The organism is Massilia agri (assembly GCF_024753255.1).
Classification (GTDB): domain Bacteria; phylum Pseudomonadota; class Gammaproteobacteria; order Burkholderiales; family Burkholderiaceae_D; genus Telluria; species Telluria agri.
On sequence record NZ_JANUHA010000014.1, the window covers coordinates 1 to 22,639 of the forward strand.

Consider the following 22,639-nt stretch of genomic DNA (forward strand, 5'->3'; position numbering starts at 1 on the left):
TGAATGACGGTATAGCAAGGCGTATAGGCCTTGCCCGGCAATTTCATCCGGCTCTGCTCCACGAAGGACGCCAGCAGCGCATCCATCGGGCCCATGATGGCGCTCTCGCCATGGATCTCGTATTTGCCGTGCTGCTCGATGGCGCGGATGCCCTCTTCCTTCACATTTCCCGCCACGATCGCCGAGAAAGCGCGCCGCAGGTGCGCCGCCAGGTCGTGCGATTCCTGGTTGCGGTGCAGCTTCAGGTTGCGCACGTTCTCGTGGGTCGGGCGGAAGGGTTTCTGGAATTCCGGATCGATCTTCAAGCGCCAGTTGAAGTAATACGCATCGCTGTGCGCCTTGCGGAATTCGCGCACCGTCTTGATCCCGGCATGCATTTCTCTAGCCACGGCTTCCGGATCGTCGATGATGATCTTGTAGCGCTTTTGCGCCGCATCGCCCAGGGTCAGGCCGATGAAATGATCGATCTGTTCGAAGTAGGCCCGCGCCGTCGCGGGACCGGTGAAGATCAGCGGGAAAGGCATCTCCGCATTGTCCGGATGCAGCAGGATGCCGAGGATGTACAGGATTTCCTCGGCCGTGCCGGCGCCGCCCGGGAACACGATGATGCCGTGGCCGGTGCGCACGAATGCTTCCAGTCGCTTTTCGATGTCCGGCATGATCACCAGGTCGTTGACGATCGGATTGGGCGACTCGGCCGCGATGATACCCGGCTCGGAAATGCCGAGATAGCGTCCGCCGTGGATGCGCTGCTTGGAATGGCCGATGGCCGCGCCCTTCATCGGGCCCTTCATCGCGCCCGGCCCGCAGCCGGTGCAGATGTCGAGCTCGCGCAGGCCGAGGGCATAGCCGACTTCCTTGGTGTAGTTGTACTCGACCCGGCTGATCGAATGGCCGCCCCAGCACACCACCAGGTTGGGATTGCGCTGCGGCTGGAATACGTTCGCATTGCGCAGGATATGGAACACGGCGTCGGTGATGCCTTCGGGACGCTCGAGATTGAATTTCGGATTATCGGTGACTTCGAAATGCACATAGACGATATCGCGCAGCACCGAGAACAGGTGTTCGTGAATACCGCGGATCATCTTGCCATCGACAAAAGCATTGGCGGGGGCACTGCGGATATCGAGCTTGATACCGCGTTCGCGCTGCAGGATATTGATGTCGAAATCGCGGTAGCGCTCGAGGAGTTCCTTGCCGTCGTCGACCGAGCTGCCCGAATTGAGCACGGCGAGCGCGCATTTGCGGAACACATCGTACAAACCGCTTCTGCTGGTGTCGAGCAGCTTGGTCACTTCGGCTTTCGACAGGACTTCGAGGCGGCCTTCCGGAGAAATGAGAACGTCGAGTACTTCGTGGGTCATGGTTTTATTTTCCCTTTCTAACGCTGATACGGTCTGGCCTGTCGCCAATATACGCCAAAGCGCAAGGTTTTGCGCCCCGATTCAGGGCGTTCCATGAGGTAGCGCGCACTGCTGGAGCGCGTCAATACCACATCTAGAAAAAGTTCGCTTGCGATGACCGATTTACACTAAAATGCGTGCCAACTGGAATTTCCGTGCATACGGCAATCCCATTAAAAAAACGATCGCGTTCAGATAACTATTTCGGGAGGAACCGCATGAGCGGTGCAGCTACTTCAGCCAAGGGACCAATCCCAGAATTCAAGCAGATCATGGGCCATCCGGCGCCATTGTGGATGCTGTTCATGACGGAATTCTGGGAACGCTTCGCGTTCTACGGCATTCGTTGGGCCCTGGTGCTCTATATCGTCGCCCAGTTCTACGAGGGCAACGCGGTGGGCCAGGCCGACGCCAACCTCACCTACGGTTCCTACCTCGCGCTGGTCTACGCCGGCGCCGTCTTCGGCGGCTACATCGCCGACCGCGTCATCGGCTACCAGCGTTCGATCCTCGTCGGGGCAGTCTTCATGGCGGCCGGCCTGTTCATGATCGCCGTCCCGAACCAGGACCTGTTCAAGCTCGGCCTGGCGACCATCATCGTCGGCAACGGCATGTTCAAGCCGAACATCTCGGCCATGGTCGGCCAGCTCTACGCGCTGAACGACACCCGCCGCGATTCGGGCTTCACCATCTTCTACATGGGCATCAACGCCGGCGCCTTCATCTCGCCGATCCTGACCCAGCAGCTGGCCCAGAACGTTTTCAACACCGGCGACACCCCGGCGTACAAGATCGTGTTCATCGCTTCCGGCATCGGTATGCTGCTGTCGCTGGTCTGGTTCTACATCGGCCGCGCCCAGCTCAAGGGCATCGGCGCACCGGTCGGCGAACTGGCCAGCCCGAAGCGCCTGATCGGCGTGATCGTCGGTTCGATCGTCGTGATCCCGGGCGTCTACCTGCTGCTGCAGGCCGGCGCCAACAACCTGCAGATCGTGCTGTCGGTGCTGTTCGTCATCCTGGCCCTGATGCTGATCGTCGAAGGCGTACGCGAAGGTAAGGTCGCACGCGACAAGACCATCGCCATGATGATCATCTTCTTCTTCAACGTCCTGTTCTGGTGCTTCTTCGAGCAGGCCGGCAGCTCCTTCACCTTCCTGGCCGACCAGATCGTCAACCGCGACTTCGGCGACTGGGGCATCTTCCCGGTGGCCTGGTTCCAGTCGGTGAACTCGGTCGCCATCATCGTCTGCGCACCGATCATCGCCGCGATCTGGGTCGCAATGGGCAAGCGCAACGTGAACCCGTCGATCCCGCGCAAGTTCGGTCTCGGCATCATCTTCAACGGCCTGGCCTTCGGCCTGCTGATGTATGCGCTGGTCCAGCTGATCGACGACCAGGGCAAGATCCCGTTCTGGACCCTGTTCGCGGTCTACGTGGTCCAGTCGATCGGTGAGCTCTGCCTGTCGCCGATCGGCCTGTCGATGGTCACCAAGCTGGCTCCGACCCGCCTGGTGGGCCTGGGGATGGGCGGCTGGTTCCTGTCGACCGGTATCGGCAACAACCTGTCGGGCATCTTCGCTTCGCACGTCTCGGGCGAGACCGGCATGTCGGTGACCTCGGCACTGGAAGGCTACACCTTCGGCTTCTGGATCCTGCTGGGCGGCGGCGTCCTGCTGTTCCTGCTGGCCCCGCTCATCCAGAAACTGATGCACGGCGTGAAGTAAGCGCATTCGCCTCACATGAAAACGGCAGCCTTCGGGCTGCCGTTTTTGCTTCAGGGGTCCAGCGTGCCGCGCATCTCCTCCATCTCCGCCACCATCCACTCCCGGAAGCGCCGCACCTTGAGCATCTGCTCCTTGTGCGGGTTGGCGAGAAACCTGTAGCCGTAGTCGAAAGGCGCGCTGCGGCAGGGTATCTGGCGCAGCGCGCCGGAAGCGATGTCCTGGCAGGCGATCCCGTAGGGGACCAGGGCCACGCCCAGCCCCGCCACCGCCGCCTGCACCAGCACGCCCCAGTGGCTGTAGCCGCGCGAGAAATCGTACTTGCCCTTCAGTGCCCGGTTTTCGTTGAGCAGCTGCAGCCAGCGTTCGGGCGACTGTTCGACCAGCAGCTTGTGGCGCGGCAGGTCCGATAGCGTCAAGCCTTCCTGGCCCGGACCCAGGAGCTCCGGACTGTAGACCGGCACCAGGCGCTCGTGGAACAGCACCAATGGGTCGCCGTCGCGCACGGGCCCGTAGCGCACCGCCACGTCCGTGCTGTCGGCCTGCAGGTCCACCGGCGCATCGTTCGAGTCGATCCGGATGTCGAGTTCCGGATACAGCTTGGTAAACCGGTGCATGCGCGGCACCAGCCATTTGATGGCGAAGGAATGCGTGGTCGAGATGCGCAGCACCGCCTCCTCGTCGCCCACCTGCAGGGCCGCCACCTTGGCCCGCAATTCTCCCAGCATGCGCGCCGTGGCGATCGCCAGTTCCTGTCCCTTCTCGGTCAGCGCGATGTGGCGCGGATGGCGCACGAACAGGGGAAAGCCGACGTTCTCTTCCAGCTGCTTGACCTGCAGGCTGACCGCGGCGGGCGTCTTGTGCAGCTCCTGGGCGGCCAGCTTGAAGCTGCCCCAGCGGGCGGCGCACTCGAAATCAATCAGGCCGGAGAGGCTGCGCAGCGCTTTCATTTCGCCTCCATGCGTAAGTTTTTCTTATTCAAAGCCCGTGCTTTTTCTCAGTTGATGGATTTTGCTGCTTTGCAGAAAATATACTCGATCTCACAAGGAATATCATGTCCAAGCATATACTGGTGATCGGCGGAACGCGCTTCTTCGGCAAACTCCTCGTCCAGCGCCTGCTGCGCGCAGGCCACCGTGTGACCGTCGCCACACGCGGCTATGCCCCGGACCCTTTCGGCAACCGCATCGAGCGCGTACGCGTCGACCGGCGCAACGAACACGCCATGCGCAACGCTTTTCGCGACGCCGCTGCGGCGGACCGAGCATTCGACATCGTCTATGACCAGATGTGCTACTCGCCGCTGGACGCCGCGATCTCGGCCCGCGTCTTCAAGGGCAAGGTCAAGCGCTACATCATGACCTCGACCATCGACGCCTACCGTGGCCTCGAGTTCACGGGCCGCCCCTTGCGCGAGTCCGACCTGGCCGTCCACGCCCAGCGCATCGACACCGGCTACCCCTGGCACGACCCGAAACGCGCGACCGAGAGCTATGTGGCCGGCAAGGTGCAGGCCGAAGCCTACCTGGTGCGCGACGGCAGCCTGCCGCTCGTGACCGTCCGCCTGGCCCACGTACTGGGCGGCCCCGAGGATTTCACCGGGCGCCTCGCCTACTACGTCGACCTGGTGCGCCAGGGCGGGCTTCTCCGCTATGTGGATGCCCAGGCCAAGGTCTCCTTCATGGAGGCGGCCGGCGCCGCCGATTTCCTGGCCTGGGTCGGCGCCCAGGACTTCACGGGGCCGGTCAACGCGGCCGCCGAGGAACCGCTGTCGGCCTTCGACCTGCATGCGCGCGTGGCCCGCGTGCTCGACGAGCCGGCGCACAGCGTCCAGGTGTCCCAGGCCGGCGGCTCGCCCTTCGACTTCGCCCAGCCGCTGGTGCTCGACACCACCCGCGCCCGCGCCCTCGGCTACCGCTTCGGCCACACCGACGAGTGGCTGGACGATACCATCCGCCACCACGACCTGGCCTTCATCTAACCGCCTCCCGCCAAGAAAAATGGCCCGGTTACCCGGGCCATTTGCTTATCAACGCTTCGCCTTTTCCCGCGCCACCCAAAGCAGCAACCCGATGATCAGGGCATAGGGAATCAGGGTCAGCAGGTTCGCATTCGGCCCCGCGAAGAAGGGATTCGCGCTTTCAGCCCACTTCGCCATATTGCTGTCGAAGTCGCTCAGCACGCCCGCCGTGATGGCGATGATGATGCCGGCCAGCGCGCCGCCCGCGATATAGCCCGAGGCCAGCAGCGTGCCCCAGCTGCGGTCGCCCGCGGCCTGGCGCTCTTCCTCGTTCAGGTTCGCGTACTGCGGCAGCTTGTTGTTGCGGCGGTCGGCGACCCAGCGAATCAGGCCGCCCACGGCGATCGGCAGGGTCGACACCAGCGGCAGGTAGACGCCGACGGTGAAGGCCAGTGAAGCGATGCCCGCCATTTCCAGCACCACCGAGATCATCACGCCGAACAGCACCAGGGTCCAGGGCAGCTGCTGGTCGAGGATGCCCTTGATGATGTAAGACATCAGCACGGCCTTGGGCGCGTCGTACTTCTTCACCTCGGTGCCGTCCGGACGGGTTTTGTGGGTGCCGTTGATGCCCGGGTCGACCAGGTATACCACCTTGCCGTCGTTCGCCACCAGGTACTTGCCGGCCGGGCCGCCGACAGTGTCGGTTTTCTGCCAGACCTTGTAGGTATTGGCGTCGCTCGCCGCCTGCGGGCCCTGCAGCTGCGCGGTCTGGGTCAGTTTCGACGCATCGGCGCTCAAGCCCGGCGCCACCTGGGCTGCAGGAACATACACGGTGCCCGCGTCGTTCAGCTTCAGCAGGATCGGGCCCAGGATCAGGGCGGAAGCAAAGGCGCCGCACAGGATGGCGTACTGCTGCATGCGCGGGGTCGAGCCGACCAGGAAGCCGGTCTTCAGGTCCTGCGAGGTGGTGCCGGCGTTACTGGCCGCGATGCAGACGATGGCGCCGACCGACAGCGCGGTCACGTAGTACTGGCCGCCGGTCCAGCCCATCACCAGGAAGATCAGGCAGGTGAACAGCAGGGTCGCCACCGCCATGCCCGAGATCGGATTCGAGGACGAGCCGACTTCGCCGGTCAGGCGCGAGGAGACGGTGGCGAACAGGAAACCGAACACCAGGATCAGGAGCGCGCCCAGGAGGTTCATGTGCAGCGGCGTGGCCACGGTGATGATGGCGATGATGGCCAGGCAGCCGATCAGGACCCACTTCATCGGGATGTCGCGGTCGGTGCGCAGCGACGCATCCGCGGTGCTGGACTGCTTGACGCCTGCCAGGCCCGAGCTGAGGCTCTTCCAGATCATGGGCATCGAGCGCACCAGCGAGATCAGGCCGGCCGCGGCCACCGCGCCCGCGCCGATGTAGAGCACGTAGGCGTTGCGGATCTCGTCCGGCGACATGTCGCGGATCAGGGTCGTGCCCGGCGAGAGCGGCACCGTGAGCGCGTCGCCGAAAAACTTGATCATCGGGATGAGCAGGAGGTAGGACAGCACGCCGCCCGCCGCCATGGTGAAAGCGATGCGCGGGCCGATGATGTAGCCCACGCCCAGCAGTTCCGGGGAGACTTCCGCGCCGGCCGAGCCACCCTTGAGCGGCGCGGCGAATTCGAAGTTGACGGTGTCCTTCCAGCCCTTGAACGAGACGCTCAGGGTCTTGTACAGCAGGCCGATGCCGAAGCCGCCGAAGATGACAAAGGCGCGACGACGCGCATCCTTTTCCGCATCCGATCCGGCTTCGCGCACCTCGCCCGCAGCTTCGCGCGAGACGCTCGTCGCGGCAGCCTTGAGGACCTCGGCGCAGGCGGTGCCTTCCGGGTACTTCAGTTCGCCGTGCTTGTCGACGATCATGGTGCGGCGCATGGGGATCATCATGAGGATGCCCAGCAGGCCGCCCAGCACGCCGACCAGCATCACGCGCGAGATCTCCAGGTCGAAGCCCAGGATCAGGATGGCCGGCATGGTCACGCCCAGGCCGAAGGCCAGCGATTCGCCCGCCGAACCGGCCGTCTGCGTGATGCTGTTCTCCAGGATGGTCGATTCGCGCGCGCCCATCTTGCGCGCGAGGCCGAACAGGGTGATCGCGATGACCGCGACGGGAATCGAGGCGCTGACCGTGAGGCCGACCTTGAGCACGAGGTAGAGCGAGGAAGCGCCGAACACCATGCCCAGCACCACGCCCATGATCAGGGCGCGCAGCGTCATTTCGGGCAGGTGGGCGCCGGCGGGAATATAGGGTTTGAAGACGGCCGGCTTGGCGCCGGATGGTGAATCGTAAGGCATCGGGATTCCTTCGGAATGCATACTTGGGCAGGACTGAAGGCGTGACTATCGCACATGCCGAAATGGAATGAAAGCGCTAAAACGGCGATCCCTGGGGTTACAATGGGCCGGCCGCGGCCGTCGCCGCAGCGCACCATCGACAGCAATACAGCAGCGAGAGACCCGTTTTGACCAAGTCCACCCAGCCGCCCGCGAAGACACCCAAGCGCCCGAGCCTACTGCGCCGCATCCGCGGCATCATCTTCCTGCTCCTCGCGGCCGGCATCCTGCTGGCGACCGGCGCCGCGATCTATGTGATGAGCGTGATCCTGCCGAACGTGCCGAAAATCGACGCCGTCCTCGACTACCGGCCGAAGATCCCGCTGCGCGTCTACACGGCCGACAACTACCTGATCGGCGAGTTCGGCGTGGAGCGGCGCGACTTCGTACCGATCGCAAAGATCCCGGCGCGCATGAAGCAGGCTCTGCTCGCCATCGAGGACGCCCACTTCTACGAACACCACGGCATCGACTGGCGCGGCGCCGCACGCGCGGTCGCCAATAACCTGCGCGAAGGCTTCGGCGCCGGCGGGGCCTCGACCATCACCATGCAGGTGGCGCGCAACTTCTTCCTCACCAAGGAAAAGGTCTTGTCGCGCAAGTTCACCGAGATCGCCCTCGCCTACCGCATCGAGGATGCGCTCAGCAAGGACCAGATCCTCGAGCTGTACATGAACCAGATCTTCCTCGGCAACCGCTCCTATGGTTTTTCGAGCGCGGCGCGCAGCTATTTCGGCAAGTCGCTCGACGAGTTGAGCTGGGCGGAGACGGCCATGCTGGCCGGCCTGCCGCAGAACCCCTCGCGCCACAACCCGGTCGCCAACCCCAAGCGCGCGCAGCAGCGCCAGCATGCGGTACTCAAACGCCTGTATCAGCTCGGACAAATCACCGAGCCCGAGTACCAGCAGGCCCTGCGCGAACCGCTGCGCATCAAACGCGGCGGCCAGACCTTCGATACCAAGGCCGACTACGTGGCGGAACTGGCGCGCCAGGCCGTGTTTTCGCAGTTCGGCGAGGAAGCCTACGAGCGCGGCATCGTGGTCACCACGACCATCCTGAAAGCCGAGCAGGACGCGGCCTACGAATCGGTGCGCCGCAACGTGATCGATTATGACCAGCGCCACGGCTACCGCGGGCCGGAAGCGCGCATCGTACTGCCGCAGGATGCCATCGAGCGCGAGGAAGCCATCATCGAGGCCTTGCAGAAGCGTCCGAACAGCGAGGGCCTGATCCCGGCGGTGGTGCTGTCCGCTTCGCCCCAGCGCGTCGTCGTGGAGACCCTGAGCGGCGATGAAGTCAGCGTCGAAGGCGCGGGCCTGAAGTTCGCCGCACGCGCCCTGGCGCCGAATGCCAGGGAGAGCATCCGCATCACGCCGGGCGCCGTGGTGCGCATTAGCCAGCGTGGAAAAGATGGCAAGGAATGGGCGCTGACCCAGGTGCCGCAGGTGGCCGCCGCCTTCGTCGCGCTGGACGCCGAAACCGGCGCCTACCACGCCCTGGTCGGCGGCTTCGACTACAACCTGCAGAAGTTCAACCACGTGACCCAGGCCTGGCGCCAGCCCGGTTCCGCGATCAAGCCCTTCGTGTATGCGGCGGCGCTGGACAAGGGCTATTCCCCGGGCACGCGCATCCTCGATGAGCCGCTCGACATGCCGGGCGAGAACGCCGGCGAGACCTGGTCGCCGCAGAACGACGACGGCGTCTTCGACGGCCCGATCACCATGCGCTACTCGCTCGCGCATTCGAAGAACGTCACCACCGTGCGCCTGATCCGGGCGCTCGGCATCGACTACGCCCACGATTACCTGGGCCGCTTCGGCTACGACCTCGCGCGCCACCCGAAGAACCTGACCCTGGCCTTGGGCACCGGCGCCGTCACGCCGCTGCAGATGGCCGGCGCCTACGCGGTATTCGCCAACGGCGGCTACCGCGTGAAGCCTTACCTGATCGCCCAGATCCGCGACGGCAATGGCACGATCCTCGCGGAGACCAAGCCGCCTGCACCGCGCCAGGAGCTAGAGCGGGTGCTCGATGCGCGCACGGCATGGGTCACCGACAGCATGCTGCGCGACGTGACCCGCTACGGGACCGGCGCCGCCTCGGTCCAGAAGCTCGGCCGCACGGACATCGCAGGCAAGACCGGCACCACCAGCGACGCCATCGACGGCTGGTTCGCCGGCTACGGCGGCAAGGTGGTCGCGGTGGCCTGGATGGGTTACGACGAACCGCGCTCGCTGGGCGGCCGCGAGTTCGGCGCGACCCTGGCGCTGCCGATCTGGATCGACTACATGCGGGTGGCGCTGGCCAAGGTGCCGGTCGAAGACGCGACGCTCGAGCCGGAAGGCGTGGTGCGCGAGAACGACGACTGGGTGTTCGAGGAATATGTCGAACGGCCGGACCTGCGCGCCATCGACATCGACCCGGGGCTGGACAACCCGGCGACGGTGGTGGACCCGCTCACCGGAGAAGAAACGCCGGCGCCCGCGGCCCCGCCCGCGCCGCCCGCCCCTCCCCCGGCGCCGACGCCCGCGCCCACGCCACCGCAGGCCAGCCCCCTCTTCTGATGCTATCCTGAGCCGGGTTTGCGCAAGCTTCGTTTCGCTTGCGGGAACCCGGCAGCGTTCTTTCGGTCTGTCATGGACGCTGCACGTCCACCCACAATCCTGAGGAGAACAGCATGGCCTACGTCGATGGTTTCGTCCTTCCCCTGCCCAAAGCGAATCTCGAGCGCTACCGCGAGCTCGCAAACCTGTCAGCCACCGTCTGGCGCGAACATGGTGCGCTGGAATACCGTGAATGCATCGCCGACGACGTCAAGCCCGGCAAGCTGACCTCCTTCCCGCAAAGCGTGAACCTGCAGGACGGCGAAACCGTGGTGTTCGCCTGGATCGTCTACGAGTCGCGCGAAAAGCGTGACGAAGTCAACGAGAAGGTCATGAAAGACCCGCGCCTGGCCCCGATGATGTCGCCCGAGGGCCTGCCCTTCGACGGCAAGCGCATGTTCTGGGGTGGATTCGAGATGTTCATCGACCGCTGAAAGCCGCCGCGCTCAATCCCAGGCGTCGATGATCCAGTCGGTCGGCTTGCCGCTGGCCTGGCGCGGCAGCGCGGCGCCGAAGGAATAGGCAGACGGGCGCTCCGGGGCCGGGAGGCGTTCGGCCATCCAGGCCGTCAATTCGGTGCGTAGCGCGTCGGGATCCGGGGGTGCGCCCTCGCGCGGTACCACGAAGGCCTTGAGGCGCCGGCCTTCGTCTGGCCGCATGAGGCGCACGCTGGCCTGCGCCACCTGCGGATGCATGCGCAGCACGTCGGCCACGTAAGCCGGGAAGACGTTGATGCCGCCGACCTGCACGGCCTGGTCCACCCGACCGGCCGGGCGAAGGCGTGCGGGCCCCTGCCATTCGAGCTTGTCCTGGAGGGCGACTTGCCGGGTACCGTCGTTCTCCGTCTGGCGGGTCAAGGTCTGGACGCCTTCGGGGTTCGCCTCGCCGCGCCGCCAGTAGGGAAAGAGGCGGTAGTCCTCGTCCGGTCCCTCGCGCCAGCCGACGCCGGCGGTTTCGCTGCTGCCATAGACCTGCACGAGCCGCCTGACACCGGCCGCCTGCACGGCGCGCGCCACCTCGTCGGGACACGGCGCGGTCGAGCTCACGCCCGTGATTCCCTGCGGCAGGCTGCCCGCCACCGGCGCGAAGGTACGCCAGAAGTCCGGAAAGCCCACCACGAGGTCGCCCGGCTCGAGCTGGCGCGCCACCGCGCCGGGCGAGGCGCCGCGCAGGTCGCGCACGCTCGATGGCGCCAGGCCCAGCGCGCGCGGCAGCAGCACCGTGAACAGGAAGCCGTAGATGTGGTGCGAGGCCACCAGGCTCACGATGCGGCGCGTGCCGGCGAACAGGCCTGCCAGCACCTCGGCTTCCCGCTCGAGCTCCGCCAGCGCATGCGGGCAGTCCTTGGGCGCGCCGGAACTGCCGGAGGTGCGAAACACCATCCGTCCGCCGCCGCCCGGTGATTGCGCCAGGCCCGCGGCGACCGCATCGACCCAGGCCTCCAGGCGCGGATTGGCCAGCACCCGGTCTTCGCCGATGCAGCCGATCGCCAGCACCTGCTCCATCGCGGTCGCCATGCCCAGCAATTCCAGCGAATCTGCGCCCAGGTCCGCGGCGAGGTCGAAGCCGGGCGGCCAGGGCAGTGCACGGCGCGGCTGGCCGGGACGCATCAGCGCCAGTTCGCCGGCCAGCAGGTCGGACACGACCCGCTCGAGCGTCGGCCGGTGCTCCCACCAGCCGCGGGACGCGGTCAATACAGTCATGATTTGAAAGGCGAAATCGGAAGCGCTGATGGTGCCGACGATGACCGCAGCTGTCAATCGGAGGCACAATCTCCACTAACAATGATGTTTGACAACGTTAACTGTCAAAGATTGGTGCGCACAATTGACAGGGAGGCTAGCCCTATGCCAACATCAATTTCCTCAAATCAATTCATTTACTCATTTTGCCCGGAGTTCCTGCCATGACCGCAACCCTGTCGTTTTCCTCCGCCGACCTGGCCACGCACCTCGACCAGTGCACCCCGGAGCAACTCGACCAGCTCGACTTCGGGGTGATCGGCTTCGACGCCGACAGCAACGTCCAGCGCTACAACGCCTTCGAGTCCCAGGCCGCCGGCCTGTCGCCGCAGCGTGTGCTGGGCCAGCCGCTGTTCACCAACGTGGCGCCCTGCCTGAACAACTTCATGGTCGCCCAGCGCTTCGAGGACGCCCAGGAAGACGGCACGGCGCTCGACGACACCATCGACTACGTGCTCACCCTGCGCATGCGCCCGGTGAAAGTCGCCTTGCGCCTGCTGGCCAGCCCGGCCACCCGGAACCGCTACGTGCTGGTGCAGCGCCAGCCGCGCTGAGTCCACCATGAGCGGACAGGCGCACGACCACCAGGTACTGGCCGGCGAAGTCGCGCAGCTGCGCGCGGACTACGAGGCCCTGATCCAGTTCCTCTACCTGGCCCCGGTCGGCCTGGTGCAGGCCGAGACCGACGGCAGCATCGTCATGATGAATCCGATCTCGGCCCAGCTCCTGATGCCGCTCTCGCGCGACGGCGGCCTGGACAACCTGTTCACGGCCCTGGACGGGGTGGCGCCCGACCTGCGCTACCTCTGCGACCAGTACACCCGACCGTCCGGCAAGATATGCGACGGCCTGCACGTGCACCTGAACGCGGGCGGCGCGGGCAAGAAGGTGCCGCAAATCCTCTCCGTCACCCTGCTCAAGCTCGACGCGACCCGCCTGATGGCGGTGATCGACGACGTCACCATGCAGGTGCGCCGCGAACGCCAGCTGCGCCAGAGCGACGCCTGGCTCAACGCCATCCTGACCGGCATCACCGATTACGCCCTGGTGGGCCTGGACGCGCGCGGCGCCATCGCCGAATGGAATCCGAGCATCGGCCGCGTGACCGGCTTCGGCGAGGGGGCCGTGGGCCAGCCCTACTCCATCTTCTATCCGCCTGACGCGATGACGCCGGAGCACCTGCACGACCGCCTGCGCGACGCCGACAGGGACGGCTGGAGCATGGACGAGGGCAAGCGCATGCGCGCCGACGGCAGCGCCTTCTGGGGCAGCGCGATGATCGCGCCGCTGCCGGACCGCGAAGCGGCCGACCATGCCGGCGTGCCGGCCTACTGCCTCATCCTGCGCGACATCACCGACAAGCGGGGCGCCATCGAGCGCCGGCGCCGCGAAGCCTTCGGCGACCACCTCACCGGCCTCGCGAACCGCCGCGCCTTCTTCGAAGCCGCCGAGCAGGAACTGGTGCGCAGCCGCACGGCGCCGCGTCCGACCGCGCTGATCGCTCTTGATGCCGACCATTTCAAGGCCATCAACGACCGCCACGGCCATCCCGGCGGCGACGCCGTCCTGCAGCACCTGGCCGGCATCCTGGCCGAGACCTTCCGCGAAGTCGACGTGGTCGCGCGCATCGGCGGCGAGGAATTCGCCGTGCTGCTGCCCTCCACCGACCTGGCGCGCGCGGCGGTGGTGGCCGAGCGCCTGCGCGCCATCGTCGCATCCGGGGTGGTACATTTCGATGGCAGCCGGATCCGCTACACCGTGAGCGCCGGCGTCGCCTGTTTGCTGGACGGCGAAGGCGGCACCGACCTGCTGCTCAAGCGCGCCGACCAGGCCCTGTACGCCGCCAAGCGCGCCGGCCGCAACCGGGTCGAACGCTGGCGCCCTGAACTGGCCGGCACGTCCACCCACCCAGCCGATGGAGGATCCGATGCAGCCTGATTCCCGCGACGCCTACGAAGCGCTGGTGCAGTTCCTGTACCGTGCGCCGATCGGCCTGGCCCAGGCCGGCAGCGACGGCGCCATCGACATGCTCAACCCGATGGCCTCCAGCCTCCTGATGCCGATCGCCCGCGACACCGGCTTCGACAACCTGTTCGCCGTGCTGGCCCCGATCGCGCCGCAACTCGAGCAGATGGCCCGTGATTTCGCCGAACCGTCCGGCGTGATCTGCGAGGGCCTGCGCGCGATGCTGCCGCCCGAAATGACCGCGCCGGGCAGTCCGCACGTGCTGGCCATCAGCCTCATGAAGCTCGATAGCGAGCGCCTGATGGCGGTGGTGACCGACGCCACCCAGGAAGTCATGCGCGAGCAGGAGATGCTGTCGCGCCGCCTGCGCAATGCGGCCCGCACCGACTCCCTGACCCGGATGCCGAACCGCGAGGCGGTGCGCGAACAGCTGCAGCAGCTGGTGGAGCGCAACGCCTCCGCCAGGGCTGCGGGCGGCGAATTCGCCGTGCTCTTCATGAACTGCGACCGCTTCCGCCGCGTCAACGATACCCTGGGCCAGTCCGCCGGCGACGCGCTGCTGGTGCAGATCGCCGAACGCATCCGCGGCGCCCTGCGTCCGCCGAGCGACCACATCGCCCCGAGCGGCGGGGCTGGCCAGTTGGCCGCCCGCGTCGGCGGTGACGAGTTCGTGGTGGTGCTCGACGGCATGCGCACCCTGGAAGACGCCGAGCGCGTCGCGACCCGCCTGCTCGACGCGCTGGCGCGCCCGTTCCGGGTGCAGGGCCAGGAAGTCGTGTGCAGCGCCAGCCTCGGCCTGGCCTGGGGCGCGGGCGGCGCGCGTGACGCCGACGAGGTCCTGCGCGACGCCGGCATCGCCATGCTGGAAGCCAAGCGTGCCGGCGGTGCGCGCCGCCAGGTCTTCGAGGCCGCGATGCGCGAACGCGCCGAGCGCCGCGCCGGGATCGAGGCCGAGCTGCGCCAGGCCATCGTGGAAGAGCAGCTGTTCGTGGTCTACCAGCCGGTAGTCGGCCTGAATGCCGACGGCGGCACCGACCATGCGGCCGGCGTGGAAGCGCTGGTGCGCTGGCGCCACCCGGTGCGCGGCATCGTCCCGCCGGTCGACTTCATCACGGTGGCCGAGGAGTGCGGCCTGATCGGCGCGGTCGGCGACTTCGTGCTCGAGCGCTCCTGCCGCGACTTCCTGGGCTGGCGCGCCCGCCTGGGGGAGCGCGCACCGCGCCTGATCGCCGTGAACCTGTCGCGCGCCCAGCTGGGCCAGCCCGGCTGGATCGATACCGTGCGCCGCATCCTGCTGGCGACCGGCATGCCGCCCGGGGCACTCCAGCTCGAGGTCACCGAGAGCCTGGCGGCGCAGGACCAGGACATCCAGGCACGCCTGCACGAACTCAAGGCGCTCGGCGTGAAGCTGGCGCTCGACGACTTCGGCACCGGCTATTCCTCGCTGTCGAGCCTGCACCTGCTGCCGGTGGACACGGTCAAGATCGACCGCTCCTTCGTCAGCCAGTCCGATACCAGCGCCCACCACCGGGTGCTGATCGAGGCCACCGTCAAGGTGGCGCAAAGCCTGGGCATGACGACCGTGGCGGAAGGCATCGAGACCGGGCCGCAGGCCGACGTCGTGCGTGCCTTGTGCTGCACCAAGGGCCAGGGCTACCTGTTCAGCCGCCCGCTGCCGCCAAGCGACCTGCTCGCCTGGCTGGAAGGCCACGAGGAATCGCTGCCGGCCTGACGAGGAACGGCATGCCTGCACAGTACGTACGCCTGCTCCTACACCCAATAAAGTCTTGATCCTATTTCAAGCACACGGACCTCCTCGCATGATGGCGACACCCATCCAAACGAGGAGAATACGAATGAAGAGCACTTTCCACGGCGCCCTGCTGGGCGGCCTCCTGGCCCTTTCCCTGGCAGCATGCAGCTCGACCGCCACCGACGGCAGTTCGACGAGCGGCACCTCGTCGTCGTCGATGAGTTCGGGCAGCACCGGCACCACCGGCGCATCGGGTAGCAGCGGCACCAACACCGGCACCACCAACAGCGACGCGGCCACCGGTAACAGCACCGGCACCAGCTCGTCGACCACGACGCCGACCACCAATTCGACTACCACGAATTCGTCGACCTCGGGCGCCGGCCGCTAAGCCGCTCCCCCGCGCACGGCGGCCTCCAGCCGCCATGCCACGCAATCCCGCAGCCAGGCTGCGCGACCGTCCACCGGCCGCGTTCCTGGCTGTTTTCCTATGGCGGCGCGCGGTCCATCCCCGCTCGGGTAGAATCGGCCGAACCGTGTGTCTCCACTCCAGAACATGAAAAACTGGTTCGCCCGCCTGTTCGGCAGCAGCTCGCCCACCGATGCCGACAGGCCGAGGTCTTCCGCCCACACGCCGCAGCGGGCGCCGGAACCGGCGACAGCTGCGGCGATCGACATCGACCTGGCCTTCCACCGCTGGCTGGCCGGCCAGGTGAGCCACGCCGGCGAAACGAAGGATGCGCTGATCCTAGACGAACTGGCCAGGCTGGCGCGCGGTCCGCAATCCGCCGCCGAACTGGTGCCGCGCGTGCCGGCCGTGATCCCCCAGCTGCTGCGCAGCCTGCGCGAGGAAGGCATGTCCGCCACCGAGCTGGCGCGGCAGGTGGCGCAGGACGTTACCCTGGTGGCCGAGGTGATCCGCGAGGTGAACAGCCCCTGGTACCGTCCCACGGCGCCGGTATGCACCATCGAGGGCGCCCTGATGCTGCTCGGCCAGAACGGCCTGCGCATGCTGCTGGCGCGGGTCGCCTTCCGCCCCGTGATCAGCGCCCAGACGGGCCGCCTCGCGCGCCAGGCCGCGCCCCAGCTCTGGCGCCAGTCCGAGAAATGCGCGCTGGCCGCCAGCCTGGCCGCCCCGCGCCATGGCGCCGACGCCTTCGAGGCCTGCCTGGCCGGCCTGACGAGGAACGTCGGCCTGGTCGTCGCGCTGCGCCTGATCGACCAGGTGGACAGCGCCGGCCGGCTGCCGCAGTCCGCCAGCTTCGCCCATGCCTTGCACGAGACCGCCCGTACGCTCTCGGCCCGCATCGCGACCCAATGGGAGCTGCCGCCACCGGTGGCCTCCGCCATCCTGCAGTCCGGCCAGCCCGGCGGCCCGCCGCTGGCCCAGGCCCTGCGCACCGGCGAGCGGCTCGCGACCCTGCGCGTGCTGCTCGACGCGAACGTAGAAGGCGCGCAGGACGCCGCCGATCGCCTGGCGCCGGAAGAGCGCCGCCTCTTCGATAAACTCGATGACGGGGAAGACTGACTCCCCGGTCATGCGCCTGCCTGTAAAATCCGGGCTTTACGAAACGAAGGCAAGCAATGAAACGAACCGATCTGGCAAAGAAGGACGCCGAGAAGCTGATAAACCAAATGGGCGCAAGGAACGCAACCTTCGGCCCGTCCTCCCGGCCACCCGCGCCCGACCGCCGCGAACAGCGCGACCGCGAGCGCGCGCTCGGACTCGTCCCGTTCGCCGTCAAGCTGAACGGGGACATGGTCAAACAGTTGCAGGCACTGAGCAAGGAACGCGGCGTCGAGATGAACCAGCTGGTGGCGGAGCTGCTTCAAAAAGGCCTGGCAGAATAAGACGCAACCCTGGGTGTCAGGTCTGACATCCGGACACGAGCTCGACAGAAAACACGCCTAACGGCCGAGCTTGTGTCTGAATGTCAGACCTGACACCGGGACTGGACACCGGGACTGGGGTGACACCCTGCTGTGACGCGCCGCTTCAGGCGTAGCCGATCCACCCCCGAAACACCCCGGCCGCATAGAACAGGCCGACATCCTTGAAGCCTTCCTCGCGCAGCAGCGCCTCGTCCTGCTCGGGCGACAGCACCGGCAACACGCGCTCGATCACCTCGCGCCGGTGCCGCGCCTCGTCCAAGGGGGCGCCGGCGGCGATCGCATAGGCTTCGTCGCGCGCCAGCCACAGGGCGCGCTCGTCCTCGTCCTGGGCGAAGCTCATGTGCGCGGCCACGAAGGGCGCGCCGCGGTGCAGGCGCTGGCGGATCGCCCGCAGGGCATGGCGGCGCTCGCACAGCGGCATGAAATGCATGGTCAGCAGGCAGACGGCCGCATCGAACGGTCCGTCGGGCGCAATGTCCACATAGCCCTCGTGCAGGGCGACCCTGGAGGCGTGCTCGCCGACCGTGTCCACGGCCAGTTCCAGCATTTCGGGCGACGGGTCCACCCCGTCGAAGATCCAGCCCGGCTGGGCGTCTGCGAAGGCTTTCAGCTCGAGCCCGCCGCCCGCTCCCAGCACCAGCACGCGCGCGTCAGGCGGCGCCCGTTCGGCCAGCAACACCTGGGCCAGTCGGTGCAGGTCGCTGAACCCTGGCACCAGGCGCGGCGGTCCATCCAGATAGTGCGCGACGGCGCGCGGGTCGGAAAAATGCCTTTGTGCACTTCTCATGCTTGCCCTCGTTTCTGTACCGGCATCGACACGCGCGGACCCGGCCTGCTCGGCGCCTCCCCGGCAGGCGACATGGTGACGCTTCGTCTATAATGGTCAGCCACTGTTGCGAACGTCACTGCGCGCTCAATGCCCTTCGATCTCAAGAAAAATCTTCCCAAGCCAGGAACCCGTTTTTCCCTGCCGGCGCTGCACGGCTCGGGCGACGCCTATGCGCTCGCCCTGGCTGCGCTGGCCCTGAAAGCCAACAAGCAGATGCTTACCGTCATCGTGGCGAATGCCGGCGATGGCCAGCGCCTGCTCGACGAAATCCCCTGGTTCGCGGACGGCAAACTGTCCTGCCACCTGCTGCCGGACTGGGAAACCCTGCCCTACGATGCTTTCTCGCCGCACCAGGACCTGGTCTCCGAGCGCCTGGCGACCCTGCACGAGATCCGCAACGGCCAGTGCGACGTGCTGGTCGTGCCGGCCACCACGGCGCTGGTGCGCCTGGCGCCGCCGTCCTTCCTGGCAGCCTACACCTTCTTCTTCCGTCAAGGCGAACGCCTGGACGAGGCCAGGCTCAAAGCCCAGCTGACCCTGGCCGGCTACACCCACGTGTCGCAGGTGATGTCGCCGGGCGAATACTCGGTGCGCGGCGGCCTGATCGACCTCTTCCCCATGGGCTCGGCCCTGCCGTATCGCCTCGACCTGTTCGGCGACGAGATCGAGACCATCCGCACCTTCGACGCCGACACCCAGCGCTCGCTGTATCCGGTGAAGGAAGTGCGCCTGCTGCCCGGCCGCGAATTCCCAATGGACGAAGCCGCGCGCACCGCCTTCCGCGGCCGCTGGCGCGAGCGTTTCGAGGGCGACCCGTCGCGCTCGCCGATCTACCGCGACATCGGCAACGGCATCGCCTCGGCCGGCATCGAGTACTACCTGCCGCTGTTCTTCGAGGAAACCGCGAACCTGTTCGACTACCTGCCGGAAGGCGCGATGCTGGCGATGGTGGGCGACATCGACGCGGCCATCCAGCGCTTCTGGCTCGATACCGAATCGCGCTACAAATTCCTGAAAAGCGACCGCGAGCGTCCGATCCTCGAGCCGCGCGAACTCTTCCTCGGCGCCGAGCAGTTCTTCACCTGCGCCAAGCCGCACGGCCGCTGGACCATCGCCAGGGATCCGTCCGCGCCCGCTTCCGAGCTGTCGGCGCCGATCCCCGATGTCGCGGTCAATCGCCGCCTCGACGACCCTTTGACCAATCTGCGCGCCTACCTGGGACGCCAGGATGCGCGCGTCATGATCGTCGCCGACTCGGCCGGCCGCCGCGAGACCCTGCAGCAGTACTTCCACGAATACCGGCTCGAGCTGGCGCCGGTCGAGGGCTTCGAGGGCTTTCGCACCACTGATGCCAGGCTGGCGCTGGGCGTCGCGCCGCTGCAGGCCGGCTTCGAACTGAGCGAGGACAGCGCCGGCCGGCTGGTCTTCATCACCGAGACCGAGCTGTATGCGGGATCGGGCCGGCGCGCCGGCAAGAAGAAGCAGGAAGCGACCAGCCAGGTCGAATCCATGGTGCGCGACCTGTCGGAGCTCAAGATCGGCGACCCGGTGGTGCACATCAACCACGGCATCGGCCGCTACATGGGCCTGATGAGCATGGATCTCGGCGAAGGCGAGACCGAGTTCCTGCACCTGGAATACGCGAAGGAGACCAAGCTGTATGTGCCGGTCTCGCAGCTGCACGTGATCTCGCGCTACTCCGGCACCTCCCCGGAAGATGCGCCGCTGCACGCGCTCGGTTCAGGCCAGTGGGACAAGGCCAAGCGCAAGGCCGCCGAGCAGGTGCGCGACACCGCCGCCGAGCTGCTGAACCTGTACGCGCGCCGCGCCGCACGCCAGGGCCACGCCTTCGAATATTCGAACATCGACTACGAGAACTTCGCCGGCAGCTTCGGCTTCGACGAAACGCCGGACCAGGCCGAGGCCATCCACAACGTCATCAAGGACATGACCTCGGGCAGGCCGATGGACCGCCTGGTCTGCGGCGACGTCGGCTTCGGCAAGACCGAGGTCGCACTGCGCGCCGCCTTCATCGCCGTCATGGGCGGCAAGCAGGTCGCCATCCTGGCCCCGACCACCCTGCTGGCCGAGCAGCACGCCCAGACCTTTGCCGACCGCTTCGCCGACTGGCCGGTCAAGATCGCCGAGCTGTCGCGCTTCCGGACCGGCAAGGAAATCAACAATGCGATCAAGGGCATGGCCGACGGCACGCTCGACATCGTGATCGGCACGCACAAGCTGCTCTCGCCCGACGTGAAGTTCACGCGCCTGGGGCTGGTCATCATCGACGAGGAACACCGCTTCGGCGTGCGCCAGAAGGAAGCGCTGAAGGCCCTGCGCGCCGAGGTCGACGTGCTGACCCTGACGGCGACCCCGATCCCGCGTACCCTCGGCATGGCGCTCGAAGGCCTGCGCGACTTCTCCATCATCGCCACGGCGCCGCAAAAGCGCCTGGCGATCAAGACGTTTGTCCGCAGCGAAGACGGCTCCGTCATTCGCGAGGCCTGCCTGCGCGAACTGAAACGCGGCGGCCAGATCTACTTCCTGCACAACGAGGTCGAGACCATCGAGAACCGCCGCGCCATGCTCCAGGAGCTGCTGCCCGAAGCGCGCATCGGCGTGGCCCACGGCCAGATGCACGAACGCGACCTGGAAAAGGTGATGCGCGACTTCGTCGCGCAGCGCTTCAACATCCTGCTGTGCACGACCATCATCGAGACCGGCATCGACGTGCCGACCGCCAACACCATCATCATGCACCGGGCCGACCGCTTCGGCCTGGCCCAGCTGCACCAGCTGCGCGGCCGCGTGGGGCGCTCGCACCACCAGGCCTATGCCTACCTCCTGGTGAACGACGTGAGCGGCCTCACCAAGCAGGCGCAGCGCCGCCTGGACGCGATCCAGGCGATGGAAGAGCTGGGCAGCGGCTTCTACCTCGCCATGCACGACCTCGAGATCCGCGGCGCCGGCGAGGTGCTGGGCGAGAACCAGTCCGGCGAGATGCTGGAAGTCGGCTTCCAGCTGTATTCGGACATGCTGAGCGAAGCGGTGCGCGCCCTGAAGGCCGGCAAGGAGCCGGACCTGGCCGCGCCGCTGTCGTCCACCACCGAGATCAACCTGCACGTGCCGGCCCTGCTGCCGTCGGATTACTGCGGCGACGTGCACGAGCGCCTGTCGATCTACAAGCGCCTGGCCAACTGCGAAAGCCAGGACAAGATCGACGGCATGCAGGAAGAGCTGATCGACCGCTTCGGCAAGCTGACCGAGCCGGTCAAGGCCCTGATCGAGACCCACCGCCTGCGCATCGCCGCGAAGTCGGTGGGCATCGTCAAGATCGACGCCCACGACGAAGCGGCCAACCTGCAGTTCATGGAGAAGCCGCCGATCGACCCGGTCAAGATCATCACCCTGATCCAGAAGAACCGCCACATCAAGCTGGCCGGCCAGGACAAGCTGCGCATCAGCGCCAGCATGCCCGACCTGGCGGCTCGCGTGACGCAGGTAAAACAGACCATCAAACAGCTTCTCGCCTAGACCACAATGACCATGAACCTGGTGCTCCAGGGGCCGCAGGCCTCTCTCGATACGCTCGACCGCCTTGCCCGCCTCGCCAAGCCTGCACGCACCGTGCCGCTGGGCGAACATGCCTTGCGCTGCGAGGAGGTATCCTTTGACGCGGACGTGAAAGCCCGCGTCGAGCAAGCCGCTTTCGACGCCGGCGTGGACGCCTGCTTCATCGAGGCCGGCAGAACGCTCGCCGACTTCGGCCTGGTGGCGATGGACATGGACTCGACCCTGATCACCATCGAGTGCATCGACGAGATCGCGGACATGCAGGGCCTGAAACCCCAGGTCGCGGAGATCACCGAAGCGGCCATGCGCGGCGAGCTCGATTTCGCTGCCAGTCTGACGCGCCGCGTGGCCCTGCTCGAAGGCCTCGACGCGTCAAGCCTGCAGCGCGTCTACGACGAGCGCCTGCGGATCTCGCCGGGTGGCGAAGCCATGCTGGCGGCGGTCCAGGCGGCGGGCCTGAAGACCCTGCTGGTATCGGGCGGCTTCACCTTCTTCACCGACCGCCTGAAGGACCGTTTGAAGCTCGACTTCACCCACGCCAATGTGCTCGAGGTGGCCGATGGCAAGCTGACCGGACGCGTGGTCGGCGGCATCGTCGACGCCGAAGAAAAGAAGCGCACCGTCGAGCGCGTGTGCGCGGAAGTCGGCATCCCACCGAGCCGCGCCATCGTGATGGGCGACGGCGCCAACGACCTCAGGATGATGGGCGTCGCCGGGCTCTCGTTGGCGTTCCGCGCCAAGCCGGTGGTGCGGGCCCAGGCCTCGGTCGCCCTGAATTTCTCGGGCCTCGATGGCTTGCTCAACATCATTAATTGACG

At 66.8% G+C, this 22,639-nt stretch carries 17 protein-coding genes; 12 read left to right on the top strand and 5 right to left on the bottom strand.

Translation table 11 applies throughout. The annotated features are described in order from the left end of the window. Nucleotides 1–1,367 (bottom strand): nucleotide 5'-monophosphate nucleosidase PpnN (gene ppnN / locus NX780_RS17955; protein ID WP_258829247.1); only part of this gene is annotated, 1,367 nt, incomplete at its 3' end. 311 nt (nt 1,368–1,678) lie between these two features. On the opposite strand from ppnN, the gene NX780_RS17960 reads away from it, so the two are divergent. Then, nucleotides 1,679–3,130 (top strand): peptide MFS transporter, encoded by a 1,452-nt coding sequence (locus NX780_RS17960; protein WP_441294998.1) that lies wholly within the window; start codon nt 1,679–1,681, stop codon nt 3,128–3,130. A gap of 50 nt (nt 3,131–3,180) precedes the next feature. Here the strand turns inward: NX780_RS17960 and NX780_RS17965 are convergent, their stop codons facing one another. Then, nucleotides 3,181–4,077, bottom strand: a complete 897-nt coding sequence (locus NX780_RS17965; RefSeq protein WP_258829249.1) for a LysR substrate-binding domain-containing protein — start codon at nt 4,075–4,077, stop codon at nt 3,181–3,183. 104 nt (nt 4,078–4,181) lie between these two features. On the opposite strand from NX780_RS17965, the gene NX780_RS17970 reads away from it, so the two are divergent. Continuing rightward, nucleotides 4,182–5,108 carry an NAD-dependent epimerase/dehydratase family protein gene (locus tag NX780_RS17970; protein ID WP_258829250.1) on the top strand — a complete coding sequence of 309 codons (927 nt, stop codon included), beginning with the start codon at nt 4,182–4,184 and terminating at the stop codon, nt 5,106–5,108. A 48-nt stretch (nt 5,109–5,156) separates the two neighbouring features. Here the strand turns inward: NX780_RS17970 and NX780_RS17975 are convergent, their stop codons facing one another. After that, nucleotides 5,157–7,424, bottom strand: a complete 2,268-nt coding sequence (locus NX780_RS17975) for an OPT family oligopeptide transporter (protein WP_258829251.1) — start codon at nt 7,422–7,424, stop codon at nt 5,157–5,159. A gap of 167 nt (nt 7,425–7,591) precedes the next feature. Here NX780_RS17975 and NX780_RS17980 point away from each other — a divergent pair, with 167 nt between their 5' ends. Both NX780_RS17980 and NX780_RS17985 read left to right on the top strand, forming a co-directional pair. Continuing rightward, nucleotides 7,592–10,027, top strand: a complete 2,436-nt coding sequence (locus NX780_RS17980) for a penicillin-binding protein 1A (protein ID WP_258829252.1) — start codon at nt 7,592–7,594, stop codon at nt 10,025–10,027. 113 nt (nt 10,028–10,140) lie between these two features. Continuing rightward, nucleotides 10,141–10,500 carry a DUF1428 domain-containing protein gene (locus tag NX780_RS17985; RefSeq protein WP_258829253.1) on the top strand — a complete coding sequence of 120 codons (360 nt, stop codon included), beginning with the start codon at nt 10,141–10,143 and terminating at the stop codon, nt 10,498–10,500. 12 nt (nt 10,501–10,512) lie between these two features. Here NX780_RS17985 and NX780_RS17990 read toward each other — a convergent pair whose 3' ends face one another. Continuing rightward, nucleotides 10,513–11,769 (bottom strand): AMP-binding enzyme, encoded by a 1,257-nt coding sequence (locus tag NX780_RS17990; RefSeq protein ID WP_258829254.1) that lies wholly within the window; start codon nt 11,767–11,769, stop codon nt 10,513–10,515. A gap of 203 nt (nt 11,770–11,972) precedes the next feature. On the opposite strand from NX780_RS17990, the gene NX780_RS17995 reads away from it, so the two are divergent. The 6 genes from NX780_RS17995 (at nt 11,973) to NX780_RS18020 (ending at nt 17,377) form a co-directional block, all read left to right on the top strand. Next, nucleotides 11,973–12,362, top strand: coding sequence for a PAS domain-containing protein (locus NX780_RS17995; RefSeq protein WP_258829255.1), 390 nt, complete (start codon nt 11,973–11,975; stop codon nt 12,360–12,362). A gap of 7 nt (nt 12,363–12,369) precedes the next feature. After that, the gene (locus NX780_RS18000) at nt 12,370–13,746 is read left to right on the top strand and encodes a sensor domain-containing diguanylate cyclase (protein ID WP_258829256.1); all 1,377 of its coding nucleotides are present in this window, start codon (nt 12,370–12,372) and stop codon (nt 13,744–13,746) included. Beyond that, the gene (locus tag NX780_RS18005) at nt 13,736–15,505 is read left to right on the top strand and encodes a putative bifunctional diguanylate cyclase/phosphodiesterase (RefSeq protein ID WP_258829257.1); all 1,770 of its coding nucleotides are present in this window, start codon (nt 13,736–13,738) and stop codon (nt 15,503–15,505) included. The genes NX780_RS18000 and NX780_RS18005 overlap by 11 nt, the downstream gene beginning before the upstream one ends. 124 nt (nt 15,506–15,629) lie before the next feature. After that, nucleotides 15,630–15,917, top strand: a complete 288-nt coding sequence (locus tag NX780_RS18010) for a hypothetical protein (protein ID WP_258829258.1) — start codon at nt 15,630–15,632, stop codon at nt 15,915–15,917. A 165-nt stretch (nt 15,918–16,082) separates the two neighbouring features. Continuing rightward, on the top strand, nt 16,083–17,054 hold the full coding sequence (locus NX780_RS18015; RefSeq protein ID WP_258829259.1) for an HDOD domain-containing protein: 972 nt from the start codon (nt 16,083–16,085) through the stop codon (nt 17,052–17,054). A 56-nt stretch (nt 17,055–17,110) separates the two neighbouring features. Continuing rightward, nucleotides 17,111–17,377 (top strand): hypothetical protein, encoded by a 267-nt coding sequence (locus NX780_RS18020; RefSeq protein WP_258829260.1) that lies wholly within the window; start codon nt 17,111–17,113, stop codon nt 17,375–17,377. A 145-nt stretch (nt 17,378–17,522) separates the two neighbouring features. Here the strand turns inward: NX780_RS18020 and NX780_RS18025 are convergent, their stop codons facing one another. After that, nucleotides 17,523–18,206 carry a class I SAM-dependent methyltransferase gene (locus NX780_RS18025; RefSeq protein WP_258829261.1) on the bottom strand — a complete coding sequence of 228 codons (684 nt, stop codon included), beginning with the start codon at nt 18,204–18,206 and terminating at the stop codon, nt 17,523–17,525. Between the two features lie 129 nt (nt 18,207–18,335). Between NX780_RS18025 and mfd the strand changes: the two genes are divergently transcribed. Continuing rightward, entirely contained in the window at nt 18,336–21,782 is a 3,447-nt protein-coding gene (gene mfd / locus NX780_RS18030; RefSeq protein ID WP_258829262.1) for a transcription-repair coupling factor, read from the top strand. Between the two features lie 12 nt (nt 21,783–21,794). Continuing rightward, nucleotides 21,795–22,637, top strand: coding sequence for a phosphoserine phosphatase SerB (gene serB / locus NX780_RS18035; protein WP_258829263.1), 843 nt, complete (start codon nt 21,795–21,797; stop codon nt 22,635–22,637). The last annotated feature ends 2 nt before the right edge of the window (nt 22,638–22,639 follow it).